The organism is Methylibium sp. (assembly GCF_013817365.1).
GTDB lineage: Bacteria > Pseudomonadota > Gammaproteobacteria > Burkholderiales > Burkholderiaceae_C > Methylibium.
The window spans coordinates 1-15,268 of sequence record NZ_JACDCU010000040.1; the positions used below are offsets into that span (position 1 = coordinate 1).

A 15,268-nucleotide genomic window follows, 5' to 3' on the forward strand; every position below is an offset into this window, starting at 1 on the left:
CATGAACCGAAAGAACGACCCGTGAATGGATTCACCTCCGACTGGCTGGCGCTGCGCGAACCCTTCGACCGTGCCGCCCGCGCGGCTGCGGCCGCGACTCTCGATCTGCCGTCCTTGATTGCCGGCCGCAGCGCCGAGGACGGCAGTCTGTCGGTGATCGATCTCGCCTGCGGCACCGGCGCCAATCTGCGCGAACTCGCGCCACGGCTCGGCGGGACGCAGCGCTGGCGACTGATCGACCACGATCCGGTGCTGCTGAACGCTGTGGCGCCAGCGCTGGCCGGCTGGGCCTCGGCCCGGGGTCACCGCTTCGAACAACACGGCGACTTGCTGCATGTCGAGGGCCGCGGCGAGAACGGCCTCGCATTCGCAGCCGCCGTGCAGACCGGGCGCCTCGATCTTGCCCGCGACCTGAATACGCTGCCTTTCGCCCGAACGCAACTGGTCACCGCCTCGGCACTGCTCGACCTCGTGTCGGCCGACTGGCTGCGCGCCTTGCTCGATCAGGCCCTCGCCGCGCGCTGCGCACTGTTGTTCGCGCTGAACGTCGATGGCCGCACCGCCTGGGACCCGGCCGATGACCACGACGAACTCGTTCACGCTGCGTTCGCCGCTCATCAGCGGCGCGACAAGGGCTTCCTCGGTCCCGCGCTCGGCGGGCAGGCCGTGGAGCAGGCGGCGCTGTGGCTAGGGGCGGCCGGTTACCGCGTTCGTCAGGCGGACAGCGACTGGATCATCGATGCCTCGCAGCCTGGGCCATCGCACCCCGCGGCTGCCGCGCTGCAGCGGGCAATGATCGAAGGCATGGCGACGGCCGCCTCGGAGCAGGCCCCCGACAACGAAGCCGCGATCCGCGCATGGCGGCAACGCCGCCTGGCGCTGCTGGAGCGCAGCTGCCTGCGCGTCGGCCACACCGACCTCATCGCGATGCCGTGACCGGCGGCGCTGGAGCGCGCAGGTCGATGTCCCAGAGCACGTCGTCGCCGAGGCGCAGCGCCCGGGCTTGCGGGCGCAGGCACTCGTCCATCGTGTCGGCGGCGGCCACCTGCAGGCCGCGCCGCCCGGCGCCGATCAGCACCGGCGCAATCGTCAGGTGCAGGCGGTCGAGGCAGCCCTGCGCCAGGAAGCGCGACACGGTGATCCCGCCGCCTTCGACGAACAGCAGCGACAGGCCACGCGCCTGAAGCGCTGCCACCACCGCGCGGGCCTCGATCGCGCCGTCGGCGTCGAGCAGCCCCGGCACGCCGAGCACTTCTTCGCTTCCCGCCGGCGCAGCGCTGTCCGCGGCGTCGTCGAGCCGGCACAGCCGCAAGGTCGGCGCCTCGCCGTCGCTGAACACCCGCGCACCGCCGTCCAGGCCCTGGCGTGGATCGAGCACCACGCGCACCGGGTGCGCGCCTTCGACATGGCGCGTCGTCAGTCGGGGATCGTCGGCGGCGACGGTGCCCGCACCGACGATCACCGCGTCGCACAGCGCCCGCAGGCGGTGCAGGTGCACGAGGCTTTGCGGACCGGTCACGAAGGACGAATGGCCGCGGTGCGTGGCGACGAATCCGTCCAGGCTCTGACCGAGCTGTGCAATCACCCAGGGAGCCGCTCCGGGCGGTCGGTCGAGCAGTGGTTTGTAAAGCGCGAAGAACCCGAGTGTGCAAGCGTCGTGTTCGCCGCACAGCGACCAGCCGTCTTGTGCGTTCCAGGCCAGCGGGGCATTCGGCGCGGTGCTGTCCGTCAGCGGGGCGGCTTGCGCAAACGCGTCGGCCGCGTACGGCGACAGCGAGTAGCGGCCCGGTGCTGTCGGCCAGGAGTTTCCCCGGCGGCATTGGACGATGGCCAAGCACAGCGGCCACACGGCCGCTTCGTCACACGGATGGATACAGCTCAGGTCCAAGGCGGCGGTGCAGCTTCACGGGCCGGTCGAGCCGGCGGGGCGCCTGCAGGCAGGCTTTCGGGAGGACGGCCGGCTTGCCCGCGGGCCGCGCCGGTGATGGATATCCTAGCCCGGCATTCACGACCGGTCTCTGCAGCCTGTCGGCCTGCGGCGCCCGGCGCGCCGTTATCCTTGCGCCGTGCCGCACGCGCTCATGCCATGAATTACGCGTCGACATACGCCGCCTTTCGGACCCGCTCACGATGAACAACCCGATCCTGCAACCACCGACGCTGCTGCCCCAGGACAGCAGCGACGACCTCGTCGCGATCCGCTTCGACCGTGCCCGCACCGAGTTGCGCCACGGCCGCGCCATCGTCGTGATGACGGCCGATCCGCAGGCGCCCGTGTTGCTGGTTGCCGCCATCGAGACGCTGAGCATGGCGCGGCTGCGCTGGCTCAACCTGTCCGGCGCCGAACCTCGTTTGCTGCTGAGCGCCGAGCGCCTGCATGCGCTGGGCTGGCGCGACGCCTCGACCGCGCGCTCGCTGCACGTGGCCGGGCCGGTCACCGTCGAGCTGCTGCAGACGCTGGCGGCCGTCAGCGCCGGGCCGGCCGACCCCGGCAAGCTGGCCGATCCGCAAATCGCCAGTCCCTCGATGGAAGCGGCGTTGGGCTTGGCCAAGCGTGCCCGCCTGACGCCGGCGCTGTGGGTCGCCGAACTGCCGGCCGCGCGCCTGGCCGCGCTGGAAGCGGCGCAGGTGTTGCCGATTGCCGCGACCGACGTCGCGCACATGCGCCGCGACGGTCAGCCGCAACTGCTGCGCGTGAGCGATGCGCATGTGCCGATCGCGGCGCACGAGGACTGCACGCTGGTGCTGTTTCGCGAGCTCGACGGCGACGCCGAGCACGTGGCCGTCATCGTCGGCCAGCCCGACCTGAGTCAGCCGGTGCGCGTGCGCCTGCATTCCTCCTGCCTGACCGGCGACCTGCTCGGCAGCCTTCGCTGCGACTGCGGCGATCAGCTGCGTCGCGCGATCGACGTCCTGGCGGAAGCCGGCGGCGTGCTGCTCTACCTGGCGCAGGAGGGCCGCGGCACCGGCCTGGCCAACAAGCTGCGCGCCTATCGCCTGCAGGACGGCGGGCTGGACACCATCGACGCCGACCGCCACCTCGGCTTCAGCGCCGATGAACGCGATTTCCAGGCCGCGGTGGCGATGCTCGAAGCCCTGGGCATCGCGCGCATCCGCTTGCTCACCAACAACCCGGCAAAGATCGCCTCGATGCGGCGCGGCGGCATCGATGTGGTCGATCGGCTGCCGCTGATCGCGCCGATCAATCCGCACAATTCGCGCTACATCCGCACCAAGCACGACCGGGCGGGGCATCTGGAAACCGAGGACGAGCAGGACTGAGCGCGAAGGCCTCTAAGGGGCGGCTGAGTACGTCGGCAAAGTTCTCGAGGCCAAGGGTTTTTGCCTCGAAACGAGTCGCCTTCAAAAGGGCAGGGTTACGCCTTCGCCAGTTCGAACGTCGCCACTTCCTCCAGCAGCGCCACCAATCGCCCGGCTGCATGCTCGACCAGCGCGGCCCCTTTTTCCGGGCTCGCCGCGGTCGCGTTGCCGCACACACCGGCCGGGTTCAAGTCCTGGGTCATCCAGCCGATACCCACCGGCTTTTCCGCGCCCAGCATCCCTGCGCGCTCGGCCAGCCGGCGGCCCAGCGAGTCGAAGTCGGCCAGTGCTTCGCGCCGTACCAGCTCGGGCCGCAGGTACAGCATCAGCGAGGTTTCCACAGCGCCGCCATGGATGCCGTGGGCGAGTTCGTCGGCGTCGAACAGATCGGGCGGCATGCCCAGGCCGAAGCTGTGAGCCCTCACCGTCAGCATCCCGCACTCCACCCGCAGACGCAGCGCCGCCTGGTCGACATGGGCCTTCTGACCGCCGTGGCTGTTGAAGAAGACGAGCTTTCGCACGCCCGCTCGCGCCACACTTCGCCCGACCGCGAGCCAAAGGCCGAGCAGGTCCTCCATGTCGGCACTGAGGGTGCCTGGGAAGGCGGTGTGCTCCAGGCTGTCGCCGATCGTCAGTGCAGGCAGCACTAGAACGCTGGCCTCCTTCGGCAACCGGGCCAGCGCGGCCTGCAGGATGCCTTCGTTGATGGACGCGTCGGTGCACAGAGGCAGGTGCGGGCCGTGCTGTTCGGTGGCCGAGACCGGCAGCACGGCAATCGTGCGTTGCGGATCGATGCGGGCGAAATCCGTGGTGGCGAGCTCGTGCCAATAGCCGCTCGGCAGCGGCGCTGACGGTGGCAGCGGATCACGGGTCGGTGTCATGCGGTGCGGGGCAACAAGAGCAGCGCTTCAGCGCGGCCCGGCTTGCGACGTGTAGTAGGGGTCGTCGCCAGCGTCGGGCGCATCGCGCGCTTCAATCGAGGCGGTCCAGCCCATTGCCACGCCGGCGAGCAGCGCGGCGGCGAGTGCCACGACCAGCGGCTCGACCACGACACGCCGCCCCATCAAGGGCAGGCGGCGCACGATCGGCCCTGCAATGAACACGGCTGCCAGCGCGGTCAGTGCCGTCGGTGGCGCCGGCGTCAGCAGTGCCGCCATGTGCGCCAGCGACAGCCACCCGATGCCGGCGGTGACCCAGGCGGCCGGGCCGAAGGCGATGCGTGCTTTCGGCCAGAGCCACAGCGCCACGCCGCCCAGCGCGGCAGCCAGCAGCACCGACAACTGGAACAGCAGCAGCGAGCCGGACATCATGGCCACGGCCGCCAGACCGAGACTGGCGATCAGCGACATCGACGCCGCGCTGGCGCGCTCGGTGGCGCTGTCGTGCAGGGCGGCCAGCACGGCTGCACCGATCAAGGCGCTCGCCGCGCCGCTGATCACGTCTTTTGAACCCAGCCACCATGACAGCCCCAGCCACAGCAGGCTGGCGAGCGCCCACTGCAGCCAGCGCGCCGGGCGGGTCGCCTCGAGCAGCAAACCCGTCAGCCAGGCTGCGGCGAACACCCAGGGGAGCTTCTCCACGGCGGTCGCGGGCAGCGCCATGCGCCAGCCCAGCAGCAGCAGCGAACACACCAGTACGGCCAAGCCGAGCGCCGCCGCGGCCCAGCGCGGGCCGTGGCGCACACCGATCAGCCGGCGCAACAGGCCTGCAGTACAGAACGCCACCAGCAGCGGCAGGGCGGCGCTTTGAATCAGCGGATGGTTCAGATCCATCGCAGTGCGGCTCGGGCGCCGCGCGCGCCGAGCGTCGGGCCGCCCAATCGAACCGGCTGGGCCGGCCGAGCGCGGTCCCCCCTCTTCGGGTGCGACGCTTGCAAGAAATGCGAGGCAGAAAGCACCGCCGCATTTTGCGATACGGCGCGGTCTGTCACCTGTGGTCATGGACAGCTGACAAACAGGCATCTTGTAAGGATTGGCGACAAGGCTGCCTCACTGGCACGCGGATCGCTACCGAAACTGTCCAGGACGCCAGGTCGGAACGCCGATACGCCAATAGGGAACTTCGACCCGCTATCCCGACCAAACCAGTCAGCTTCACCTATAATCGAGTTAATTAGTCGGGATTAAGTTTTCCTGTTCCGAGCCCGCCTCGACTTAGGTGGGGCGCTGCCCCCGGTTTCCGGTTCGCAAGCCCGTGCCACAAGGAGTTTCATCATGCGTCTCACCACCAAAGGCCGTTTCGCTGTCACTGCCATGATCGATCTGGCGCTGCGCGAGCACAGTGGACCGGTCGCGCTGGCCGCGATCAGTTCGCGTCAACAAATTTCGCTTTCCTACCTGGAGCAGTTGTTCGGCAAGCTGCGCCGCCATGAACTGGTCGAATCGACCCGGGGCCCGGGCGGTGGCTACTCCCTGGGCCGCAAAGCCGACGAGATCACGGTGGCTGACATCATTGTCGCGGTCGATGAGCCGATCGACGCCACCGGTTGCGGCGGCAAGGAAAACTGCATGGGCGAGGATACCGGCCGCTGCATGACGCACGATCTGTGGGCGAGCTTGAACACCAAGATGATCGAGTACCTCGACTCCATCTCGCTGCGGCGCTTGGTCGAAGACCAGTTGGCAAGGGGCGTCTCCATCGAGGAGGCGCCGGTCAAGCGCGCCATTTCGTCCCAGCCGGTGGTCAAGCCGATCAAGATCACCGCACCGAATTCGGTGTTCGCACTCGGCAACGCGTTTTCAAAGTAAGTCGATCTGTCGGATCCGTACATAACTTCTTCAATTCTCGCCAGCCACGCCCGCTTTGGACAAGCCCGCCATGGACATGACTCCCCATTTCCCGATCTACATGGATTACGGCGCCACCACGCCAGTCGATCCCCGCGTTGTCGAGGCCATGATCCCCTGGCTGCGTGAGCACTTCGGCAATCCAGCCTCGCGCAGCCACGCCTGGGGCTGGGAAGCCGAAGAGGCAGTCGAGACCGCGCGCGGCGAGGTGGCCGCACTCATTGGCGCCGACCCGCGGGAGATCGTCTGGACCTCGGGGGCGACCGAATCGAACAACCTGGCGATCAAGGGCGCTGCCAACTTCTACAAGACGCGCGGCAAACACCTGATCACCGTCAAGACCGAGCACAAGGCTGTGCTGGACACGATGCGCGAGTTGGAGCGTCAGGGGTTCGAGGTCACCTACCTCGAGGTGAAGGAAGACGGCCTGCTTGACCTGGACAAACTCAAGGGGGCCATGCGGCCGGACACCATCCTGGTGTCGGTCATGTTCGTCAACAACGAGATCGGCGTGGTGCAGGACATCCCCGCCATCGGCGCACTGTGCCGTGAACGCGGCATCGTTTTTCACGTCGATGCGGCGCAGGCCACCGGCAAGGTCGCAATAGACATGGCGAAGCTGCCGGTCGACCTGATGAGCTTGGCCTCGCACAAGACCTACGGCCCCAAGGGCATCGGCGCGCTTTACGTGCGGCGCAAGCCGCGCGTGCGGCTGGAGGCGCAGCTGCACGGCGGCGGCCACGAGCGCGGCATGCGCTCGGGCACGCTGCCCACCCACCAGATCGTCGGCATGGGCCTGGCCTTTCGCATCGCTCGCGAGGAGATGGCTGCGGAGAACGAGCGCATCCGCGGCCTGCAGCAGCGGCTGCTGGCGGGCCTTTCCGACATCGAGCAGACGTTCCTGAATGGCCATGCCGACAGGCGCGTGCCGCACAACATCAACATGAGCTTCAATTTCGTCGAGGGCGAGTCGCTGATCATGGGCATCAAGGGCCTCGCGGTGTCGTCCGGCTCGGCCTGCACCTCGGCGAGCCTGGAGCCGAGCTACGTGCTGCGCGCGCTCGGCCGCAGCGACGAGCTGGCGCATTCGAGCCTGCGCATGACGATCGGCCGTTTCACCACCGAAGAAGAAATCGATTTCGCGGTCAGCACCATCCGTCACAACGTCGCCAAGCTGCGAGAGCTCTCGCCGCTATGGGAGATGTACCAGGACGGCGTGGACATCAGCACCATTCAATGGGCGGCGCACTGAAGCTTCGGCATTCCCGCAGCATCCTGCGCAGCTTCTATTCGCAAGGAGAACACCATGGCCTACAGCCAAAAAGTCGTTGAGCACTACGAAAACCCCCGCAACGTCGGCTCGTTCGAAAAGGGCGACGAGACGGTCGGCACTGGCATGGTCGGAGCACCCGCCTGCGGTGACGTGATGAAGCTGCAGATCAAGGTCAACCCGGCTACCGGGCTGATCGAAGACGCCAAGTTCAAGACCTACGGTTGCGGTTCGGCCATTGCGTCGAGCTCGCTCATCACCGAATGGGTCAAGGGCAAGACACTCGACCAGGCCATGTCGATCAAGAACGCGCAAATTGCCGAGGAACTGGCGCTGCCGCCGGTGAAGATCCACTGCTCTATCCTCGCGGAAGACGCCATCAAGGCCGCGGTCAGCGACTACCAGACCCGGCACGCCACGGCCCCTGTTGCCGCGGTGGAGTGAGAAGCGCGACATGGCGGTGACCCTCACGGAAGCGGCGGTGCGTCATGTGACGCGCTACCTCGGCAAGCGCGGCAAGGGCGTTGGCGTTCGCCTGGGCGTCAAGACGACCGGCTGCTCGGGCCTGGCCTACAAGCTCGAGTACGCCGACGACGTGGCGCCCGAGGACGTGATCTTCGAAGACCAGGGCATCAAGGTGCTGGTCGATCCGAAGAGCCTGCCCTACATCGAAGGCACGCAGCTCGACTTCGTGCGCGAAGGCTTGAACGAAGGCTTCAGGTTCAACAACCCGAACGAGCGCGACCGCTGTGGTTGCGGTGAATCGTTTCGCATCTGAGGCCCTGAGCGTGGCTTCGAGGCGCGGCGCGGCCGCGCCTTTTTATTGATGCTCCCCGAGTTCCGATGACGCCAATGAAGCTGGACGCCGACGACTTCGAATTGTTCGGCCTGACACGCCGGCAGGCGCAGGACCGCGCGCAGATCGACGTGCGCTGGAAGGCGCTGCAGGGTGAAGTGCACCCCGACCGCTTCGCTGCTCACGGGGACGCCGCACAACGCCTGGCGATGCAGTGGGCCGTCCGCGTGAACGAGGCCTTCCAGCGGCTCAAGGATCCTTTGCGCCGTGCTGCCTACCTGTGCGAGCTCCACGGCGAGGCAGTGGAGGCCGAGGACAACACCGCCATGCCCGCCGAGTTCCTGATGCAGCAGATGGCTTGGCGAGAGGCGTTGGACGACGCCGATCGCGCCGCGGCGGTCGACGCCTTGAATAAGGAAGTTCTAGCGCGTCGCCGGCACCTGCTTGCCGAACTGGAAACCACGCTCGACGTGCGCAAAGACTGGCCTGCCGCCGCACAGCAGGTCAGAGCCCTCATGTTCGTCGAGCGCTTTGTGCACGACCTCGATCGCCGCCTCGAGGCGCTGGGACAATAAGCACATGGCCTTGCTGCAGATTTCCGAACCCGGTCACTCGCCCGACCCGCATCAGGCGCGACTCGCGGTGGGCATCGACCTGGGCACCACGCACTCGCTGGTGGCCACCGTGCGCTCGGGCGTTGCCGAATGCCTGGCAGACGGTGAAGACCGCAAGCTGTTGCCCTCAGTCGTGCGCTATCTGCAGGAGGGCCGCCGCGCCATCGGCTTCGAGGCGCTCGCAGCGCAGGCCGAGGATGCCGAGAACACGATCGTGTCCGTCAAGCGATTCATGGGACGCGCGCTGGCCGACATCGCCGGGCGAGACAAGCTGCCCTACCGGTTCGTCGATCAGCCGGGCATGGTGAGTCTGGAGACGCGCCACGGTGTCAAGACGCCCGTGGAAGTCTCGGCCGAGATCCTTGCGACGCTGCGCTTTCGCGCGGAGGACAGCCTGGACGGCGAGCTGTTCGGCGCAGTCATCACCGTGCCGGCCTACTTCGACGATGCGCAGCGTCAGGCGACCAAGGACGCCGCGCAACTCGCCGGCCTGGATGTTTTGCGCTTGATCAACGAACCCACTGCCGCCGCGATCGCCTACGGGTTGGAGCATGGCAGCGAAGGCCTGTATGCCGTGTACGACCTGGGCGGCGGCACCTTCGACATCTCGCTGCTGCGCCTGGCGAAAGGCGTGTTCGAAGTGGTCGCCACCGGCGGCGATTCGGCCCTCGGCGGCGACGACTACGACCACGCGCTGGCCGACTGGGCACTCGACGCGGCGGAGCTCGGTGTCGAGACCGCGCAGGACAAGCGTGCCGTGCTCGTTGCCGCGCGCGCCGCGAAGGAGCAGCTCACGAGTGCGCAGGCCGCGCGCTTGAAAGCCACGCTCAGCGCCGGCGGGCTCGATGTCGAAATCACTCGCGAGCAGTTCGATGCCATCACTCGCGCCCTGACCGAGCGGACTGTCGCCACCGTGCGCAAGGTGCTGCGTGATGCGCGCGTGGCCAAGAACGAGGTGCAGGGCGTCGTGCTGGTCGGCGGCGCCACGCGCATGCCGCAGATCGTGGCGGCGGTGGCGGGCTTTTTCGATCGCGCACCGCTCACCGACCTGGACCCGGACGAAGTGGTCGCTCTCGGCGCCGCGATCCAGGCCAACCAACTCGCCGGCAACGCGTCGGGCGGCGACTTGCTGCTGCTCGACGTGACGCCGCTGTCGCTGGGTCTGGAGACGATGGGTGGCCTGGTCGAGCGCATCATCCCGCGCAACAGCACCATCCCGACCGCGCGCGCGCAGGACTTCACCACCTTCAAGGACGGCCAGACCGCCATGGCCATCCACGTGCTGCAGGGCGAACGCGACCAGGTCGAGCACTGCCGCTCGCTGGCGCGCTTCGAGTTGCGCGGCATTCCGCCCCTGGTGGCGGGCGCGGCGCGCATCCGCGTGAGTTTTCAGGTAGATGCCGACGGCCTGCTGAGCGTGAGCGCGCGCGAGCAGGGCTCGGGGGTCGAAGCGTCGGTGATCGTCAAGCCGAGTTACGGCCTGGCCGACGATCAGATTGCCCGCATGCTGAAAGAGGGCTTCGGCACCGCCGAAGCCGACATGCACGAGCGCGCCTTGCGCGAGGCCCGTGTCGATGCCCAGCGGCTGCTGCTGGCCACTCGCTCGGCGCTCAACGCCGACGGCGATTTGCTGCAGGCGGACGAGCGTGCCGAAGTCGAAGCCGCCTTGGAGGCACTCGACCGCGAAAGCCGCGGCGAGGACGCCGCAGCGATCGAGGCGGCCGTCAAGGCGCTGGCCGACAGCACCGAGGCCTTCGCCGCCGAACGCATGAACCGCGGCATTCGCCAGGCGCTCACCGGCCGGCGCGTCGAAGAAGTCTGAAGAGAGCCGAGTTCGCCATGCCTGTCATCAAGATCCTGCCGCACCCCGAGTACTGCCCCCAGGGCGCCAGCGTGCAGGCTGAGGCCGGCACCTCCATCTGCGAGGCGCTGCTCGAGCACGACATCGAGGTCGAGCACGCCTGCGAGATGAGCTGCGCCTGCACCACCTGCCACGTGGTCGTCCGTGAAGGCTTCGCGTCCTTGAACGAGATGGACGAAAGCGAAGAAGACCTGCTCGACCGTGCCTGGGGCCTGGAGCCCAACTCGCGTCTGAGCTGCCAGGCCATCGTGGCGCAGCAGGATCTGGTCGTCGAGATTCCCAAGTACTCGATCAACCACGCCAAGGAAGAGCACTGAGGCTGTGCGTCGAAAGACGTCACCGGCGCAGCACAATGCCACCCCATGACGCGACAGATCTTCCTCGACACCGAGACCACGGGCCTGAGCCCCGAGAGCGGCGACCGCATCATCGAGATCGGCTGCGTGGAGATGCAGGGCCGGCGCCTGACCGGGAACAACCGGCACTTCTATCTCAACCCCGAGCGGTCGAGCCATGAAGATGCCATCAAGATTCATGGCCTGACCGACGAGTTCCTGACCGACAAGCCCAAGTTCGCTGCGGTGGCGGACGATCTCATGGCCTATCTGGCCGGCGCCGAGATCGTGATCCACAACGCCGCCTTCGATGTCGGTTTCCTCAACGCCGAACTGGCGCGGCTGAGCCGCGGCAAGTTCAGCGAGCAGTGCCCGCGAGTGACCGACAGCCTGTTCATGGCGCGTGAGATTTATCCGGGCAAGTCGAACTCTCTCGATGCGCTGTGCAAGCGCCTGGAAGTCGACAACGCGAGCCGCACGCTGCACGGTGCGCTGCTTGATGCAGGATTACTGGCCGAGGTCTACATCCGCATGACGCGCGGGCAGGATTCGCTGGTCATTGAAGCCCGCGAAACCACGGCGGGCGGTGTCGAGATCGCACGCGTCGATCTGAGGCAGTTCACGCTGGCGGTGCTCGCGCCGAGCGAGAGTGAAACGGCCGCGTTCGATGCGGTGCTCGCCGAGCTGGACAAGGCCTCCGGGGGCCGGACGCTGTGGCGCGCCATGGCATAATTCCGGCCTCGCGTGAGCAGCGCGAGCCAGGATTTCGGGCGGTTAGCTCAGCGGTAGAGCACTGCCTTCACACGGCAGGGGTCGCAGGTTCGAACCCTGCACCGCCCACCAGACAAGAGAGCCTGTAAGTCATTGACTTGCAGGCTCTTTTTTCTTTCTACGGAGGCCGGGGACGATTTTGTCCCCCATCCGAAACTGAACCGCGCCGGCTTTTGAGGAGGCTCCAACTCTTGAGAAGATGGAGCCATGAACAAGTCGAACAAGTTTTCACCTGAGGTCCGTGAGCGCGCGGTGCGCATGGTGCAGGAGCACCGCGGGGAGTACCCGTCGTTGTGGGCGGCCGTCGAGTCGATCGCAACGAAGATTGGCTGCGTGCCGCAAACGCTGCTCGAATGGGTCAAGCGCCAGGAGGTCGAGGGCGGTGCACGCGATGGTGTGACTACGTCCGAAGCGCAGCGCGTCAAGGAATTGGAGCGCGAGGTCAAGGAGCTGCGCCGGGCCAACGAGATCCTGAAGCTGGCCAGCGCGTTTTTCGCCCAGGCGGAGCTCGACCGCCGACTCAAGTCTTGAGGGACCTCATCGACAAGCACCGCGACACCCACGGGGTTGAGCCGATCTGCAAGGCGTTGCAGATCGCCCCGTCGGGATCGGAGGCACGCAGCCCTTCGTCGCAACCCTGAACAGCGCTGCGTTCGCGCTCGACGCGACGAGGCACTGGTGCCCCATATCTAGCGCGTCTGGAACGCCAACATGCAGGTCTATGGCGCCGACAAGGTTTGGCGTCAACTCGGCCGTGAAGGCCATCCGGTTGCGCCATGCACCGTAGAGCGGCTGATGCGCAGACGGGGCTGCAAGGCGTGAGGCGAGGCAAGGTCGTGCGCACAACGATCAGCGACAGCAAGGCGCCATGCCCCCTGGACCGAGTCAACCGGCAATTCCGCGCCGAGCGTCCGAATCAACTCTGGGTCTCGGACTTCACCTACGTCTCGACCTGGCAGGGCTGGTTGTACGTGGCCTTCGTCATCGACGTGTTCGCCCGCCGCATCGTCGGCTGGCGGGTCAGCGGTTCGATGCGAACAGACTTCGTGCTCGACGCTCTGGAACAAGCGCTCTATGTGCGCCAGCCCGAACGCGACAGCCCCTTGGTCAACCACAGCGATCGCGGTTCGCAATACGTGTCGATTCGGTACAGCGAACGCCTGGCCGAAGCCGGTGTCGAGCCGTTCGGGAGCAGATACTGCATCGCGACCGCATCGTCGCGCGCGCCCAGCCCGTGTTCCAGAGAGCCGGTGGGCAAATCAGTCGCTCACACGATGACGGCGCCTGCACCCGAGTGCGGCAGGTTGCAGTTCGTACTCGACTCACGAAGCAACACCCGGCCGATCGCTCGGCCGGGTGTTTCAGTGTCGATGCATCGTGCTGCCTGGGATTGGTCGCCGCCGACCCACAGGCGCCTTTCTTTCAGTACACCGCCAGCTGCTGCGCCACGAAGACCACCAGCACACCGGCCGCGAGGGCGAGGTAAGGCCGCATGCCGGCGCGCTTAATCACCGCCACGCCGCCGTTGAGCAGCGGGTTGTCACCCGCCGCGCTTGGAAACACGCCCTTGTCCTGAACGTAGTGGCGATAGAGGAACACCGGGATGATCAACGCCGCGAACACCAGGCCGATGGTGAGCGTGCCGGCGCCGTACACATTGGCTCCCAGACCCATCAGCGCCAGGTTGACGAAGCCGAGCACCGCGCCGACGCCGAGCAGCCAGTTCGGGCAGCGGAACGGCCGCGCCCAGTCGGGTCGGTCCAGACGGTGGATCCAGCCGGACTGCAGGTTGAGGAAGTTGAAGATGATGTAGCCGACGTTCGAGGCCGCCAGCACGAACACGTAGTCGGACAGCAGCAGCAAGACGACGTTGAAACCGAGGTCCGTCCACATCGCCCGCGTCGGCGCGCCGTGCTCGTTGACGTGCGAGAGGTACTTCGGGAACCAGCCATCGACCGAGGCCTGGTACAGCGTGCGCGAGGAGCCGGCCATCGAGGTCATGATCGACAGCAGCACCGCCAGGATCAGCATCACCACGATGATGTTGCCGATGATCGGGCCGCCGCGCACCATCTGCGCCATCACGTTGGCCACGCCCATGCCGCTGTAGATTTCGGGGGCCAGCATGCCGCCATAGACGGCCGGCGTCAGCACGTTGCCGGCCGCGTCGAGCACCGGCGGCGTCACCACCTCGCCCAGGCCCAGGTAGCCCTGGAAGGCGAGCGGCACCACGGTGAAGACCAGGATGCACAGCAGGCCCGAGTAGAAGATGGCCTTGAAGGTGTCGCGCTTGGGGTCCTTGAACTCGCGCGTGTAGCAGACCGCCGTCTCGAAGCCGTAGGTAGACCAGGCCGCGATGAACAGGCCTGCGGCCATCAGCGTGAAGCCGGCCATGTTCCATTCGCCGTCGATGGCCAGGCCTGCCGCGTCACGGGCCAGCGGTGCGAAGGGTGCGAAGTGCGCGCTCGGGATGTCGCCCGTGAGCAGCGGCACGAGGGCGATGGCAATCAGCGGAATCAGCGCCGTGATGCCCAGCACCATGGTCGTGCGCGCCGAGCGCAGGATGCCGCCGTGCTGGATGCCGAACACCGCCAGCAAAATCGCCAGTCCGACCACGAAGGTCGCGTTGATGCGCACCTGCAGGCCCGACTTGATGTTGCTCAGATCGAGCAAGGTGATCTGCCAAGTATTGATTGCGGCATCCGCCGGGAACAGCGCGCCCAGCATGTAGCCGGCGGCCAGACCCGAACCGATGGCAAGCACCGGCGACCACGCAAACCAGTTGCACCACACCGAGAGCGGAGCGATGACCTTGCTGTAGCGCACCCAGGCCACGGCCCCATAGACGGAAGCGCCGCCCGTCTTGTTGGGAAACAGCCCGGCAATCTCGGCATAGGTAAAGGCCTGCAGGAAGCCGAAGCTGATGGACAGCACCCACACCATCCACGCCGGTTTGCCCACCGTGGCAGCGATCGCGCCCACCGAGAACAGCACAAGCGCTGGCACGCCGCTGGCCACCCAGAACGCCCCGGTCCAGCTGATGCGCCGCTGCAAAGAGCCGCTGTCGGCCTCGGGCCGCGCACCGATGCCCGTGATGGGAAGTCCAGCCGCTGTCGTGTCGTTCATGGGAAACCTCTCGTGGATTTGGAGGATAGCCAGGGGGGATGCGCGCGCTCAGAACGAGCGGACGATGGAAGCGAGGAACTTGCTGTCGCCGGTGTCGACGCCGTCGATCGTGTAGAGCGTCGAGTCGGCATTCGTGTCGATGTAGGCCAGGCTGGCGCGCCAGCCCTGGCCCAGATCCTTCGCAATGCCGATGCGGTAATCGGTGAAGTTGAAATCTTCGTAATGACGCACCGTCTGCCGGCCCACGTGCAGATCGACCGCCCAGCCGTCGCCGAATGGCATGGCGGCATTGGCCTCGATGTAGTGCGAACCCTTGGAGTCGCCGTTGCCGGCGGTGCCGAAGCTCTTGTCGTTGAAGCCGAAGTAGTCGGTGACGCTGTGCGAGTAC

The 15,268-nt window shown here is 67.0% G+C and carries 15 protein-coding genes, 1 tRNA gene, 1 pseudogene and 1 other annotated feature; of the genes and pseudogenes, 12 read left to right on the top strand and 5 right to left on the bottom strand.

What is annotated here, in order from left to right; all coding sequences use genetic code 11:
• Positions 1-21 precede the first annotated feature (21 nt).
• Entirely contained in the window at positions 22-936 is a 915-nt protein-coding gene (locus tag H0W38_RS04550; protein WP_292451597.1) for a hypothetical protein, read from the top strand.
• Here H0W38_RS04550 and H0W38_RS04555 read toward each other — a convergent pair.
• Positions 920-1,849 carry a RibD family protein gene (locus H0W38_RS04555; RefSeq protein ID WP_292451598.1) on the bottom strand — a complete coding sequence of 310 codons (930 nt, stop codon included), beginning with the start codon at positions 1,847-1,849 and terminating at the stop codon, positions 920-922. The two genes, H0W38_RS04550 and H0W38_RS04555, sit on opposite strands and share 17 nt — an antisense overlap.
• 281 nt (positions 1,850-2,130) lie before the next feature.
• On the opposite strand from H0W38_RS04555, the gene ribA reads away from it, so the two are divergent.
• On the top strand, positions 2,131-3,282 hold the full coding sequence (gene ribA / locus H0W38_RS04560; protein WP_292451600.1) for a GTP cyclohydrolase II: 1,152 nt from the start codon (positions 2,131-2,133) through the stop codon (positions 3,280-3,282).
• Between the two features lie 95 nt (positions 3,283-3,377).
• Here ribA and H0W38_RS04565 read toward each other — a convergent pair whose 3' ends face one another.
• Positions 3,378-4,202 carry a creatininase family protein gene (locus tag H0W38_RS04565; protein WP_292451602.1) on the bottom strand — a complete coding sequence of 275 codons (825 nt, stop codon included), beginning with the start codon at positions 4,200-4,202 and terminating at the stop codon, positions 3,378-3,380.
• A gap of 27 nt (positions 4,203-4,229) precedes the next feature.
• Positions 4,230-5,093, bottom strand: a complete 864-nt coding sequence (locus H0W38_RS04570; RefSeq protein WP_292451604.1) for a hypothetical protein — start codon at positions 5,091-5,093, stop codon at positions 4,230-4,232.
• A gap of 441 nt (positions 5,094-5,534) precedes the next feature.
• Here H0W38_RS04570 and iscR point away from each other — a divergent pair, with 441 nt between their 5' ends.
• From iscR to H0W38_RS04620, 10 genes and pseudogenes are all read left to right on the top strand, one after another.
• Positions 5,535-6,068 carry a Fe-S cluster assembly transcriptional regulator IscR gene (gene iscR / locus H0W38_RS04575; protein ID WP_292447128.1) on the top strand — a complete coding sequence of 178 codons (534 nt, stop codon included), beginning with the start codon at positions 5,535-5,537 and terminating at the stop codon, positions 6,066-6,068.
• A 70-nt stretch (positions 6,069-6,138) separates the two neighbouring features.
• Positions 6,139-7,359 carry an IscS subfamily cysteine desulfurase gene (locus H0W38_RS04580; RefSeq protein ID WP_292451605.1) on the top strand — a complete coding sequence of 407 codons (1,221 nt, stop codon included), beginning with the start codon at positions 6,139-6,141 and terminating at the stop codon, positions 7,357-7,359.
• Between the two features lie 54 nt (positions 7,360-7,413).
• Positions 7,414-7,821 carry a Fe-S cluster assembly scaffold IscU gene (gene iscU / locus H0W38_RS04585; RefSeq protein ID WP_292451606.1) on the top strand — a complete coding sequence of 136 codons (408 nt, stop codon included), beginning with the start codon at positions 7,414-7,416 and terminating at the stop codon, positions 7,819-7,821.
• Between the two features lie 10 nt (positions 7,822-7,831).
• Complete coding sequence (iscA, locus tag H0W38_RS04590; RefSeq protein WP_292451608.1) at positions 7,832-8,155, top strand: iron-sulfur cluster assembly protein IscA; 324 nt, start codon at positions 7,832-7,834, stop codon at positions 8,153-8,155.
• 74 nt (positions 8,156-8,229) lie between these two features.
• Entirely contained in the window at positions 8,230-8,748 is a 519-nt protein-coding gene (gene hscB / locus H0W38_RS04595) for a Fe-S protein assembly co-chaperone HscB (RefSeq protein WP_292451618.1), read from the top strand.
• 4 nt (positions 8,749-8,752) lie between these two features.
• Positions 8,753-10,609, top strand: coding sequence for a Fe-S protein assembly chaperone HscA (gene hscA, locus H0W38_RS04600; RefSeq protein ID WP_292451610.1), 1,857 nt, complete (start codon positions 8,753-8,755; stop codon positions 10,607-10,609).
• Positions 10,610-10,626: 17 nt separating this feature from the next.
• Positions 10,627-10,965 (top strand): ISC system 2Fe-2S type ferredoxin, encoded by a 339-nt coding sequence (gene fdx, locus H0W38_RS04605; RefSeq protein ID WP_292451612.1) that lies wholly within the window; start codon positions 10,627-10,629, stop codon positions 10,963-10,965.
• Between the two features lie 45 nt (positions 10,966-11,010).
• On the top strand, positions 11,011-11,715 hold the full coding sequence (gene dnaQ, locus H0W38_RS04610; protein ID WP_292451614.1) for a DNA polymerase III subunit epsilon: 705 nt from the start codon (positions 11,011-11,013) through the stop codon (positions 11,713-11,715).
• 36 nt (positions 11,716-11,751) lie between these two features.
• Positions 11,752-11,826 (top strand) — tRNA-Val (locus H0W38_RS04615).
• Positions 11,827-11,961: 135 nt separating this feature from the next.
• Positions 11,962-12,938, top strand: a pseudogene (locus H0W38_RS04620) (IS3 family transposase); the annotation flags it as partial.
• Positions 12,240-12,356, top strand: a sequence feature (AL1L pseudoknot). Its footprint overlaps the pseudogene before it by 117 nt.
• Positions 12,939-13,176: 238 nt before the next feature.
• Here H0W38_RS04620 and H0W38_RS04625 read toward each other — a convergent pair.
• Positions 13,177-14,880 carry an APC family permease gene (locus H0W38_RS04625; RefSeq protein WP_292451616.1) on the bottom strand — a complete coding sequence of 568 codons (1,704 nt, stop codon included), beginning with the start codon at positions 14,878-14,880 and terminating at the stop codon, positions 13,177-13,179.
• 48 nt (positions 14,881-14,928) lie between these two features.
• Positions 14,929-15,268, bottom strand: a 340-nt coding sequence (locus H0W38_RS04630) for a TorF family putative porin (protein WP_292451617.1), incomplete at its 5' end; no start/stop codon positions are given.

Bases quoted from the DNA above. Each gene is read 5' to 3' on its own strand.
- ribA (WP_292451600.1), top strand. From the start codon at position 2,131: ATGAACAACCCGATCCTGCAACCACCGACGCTGCTGCCCCAGGACAGC.
- H0W38_RS04565 (WP_292451602.1), bottom strand. From the start codon at position 4,202: ATGACACCGACCCGTGATCCGCTGCCACCGTCAGCGCCGCTGCCGAGC.
- H0W38_RS04570 (WP_292451604.1), bottom strand. From the start codon at position 5,093: ATGGATCTGAACCATCCGCTGATTCAAAGCGCCGCCCTGCCGCTGCTG.
- iscR (WP_292447128.1), top strand. From the start codon at position 5,535: ATGCGTCTCACCACCAAAGGCCGTTTCGCTGTCACTGCCATGATCGAT.
- H0W38_RS04580 (WP_292451605.1), top strand. From the start codon at position 6,139: ATGGACATGACTCCCCATTTCCCGATCTACATGGATTACGGCGCCACC.
- iscU (WP_292451606.1), top strand. From the start codon at position 7,414: ATGGCCTACAGCCAAAAAGTCGTTGAGCACTACGAAAACCCCCGCAAC.
- iscA (WP_292451608.1), top strand. From the start codon at position 7,832: ATGGCGGTGACCCTCACGGAAGCGGCGGTGCGTCATGTGACGCGCTAC.
- hscB (WP_292451618.1), top strand. From the start codon at position 8,230: ATGAAGCTGGACGCCGACGACTTCGAATTGTTCGGCCTGACACGCCGG.
- hscA (WP_292451610.1), top strand. From the start codon at position 8,753: ATGGCCTTGCTGCAGATTTCCGAACCCGGTCACTCGCCCGACCCGCAT.
- fdx (WP_292451612.1), top strand. From the start codon at position 10,627: ATGCCTGTCATCAAGATCCTGCCGCACCCCGAGTACTGCCCCCAGGGC.
- dnaQ (WP_292451614.1), top strand. From the start codon at position 11,011: ATGACGCGACAGATCTTCCTCGACACCGAGACCACGGGCCTGAGCCCC.
- H0W38_RS04625 (WP_292451616.1), bottom strand. From the start codon at position 14,880: ATGAACGACACGACAGCGGCTGGACTTCCCATCACGGGCATCGGTGCG.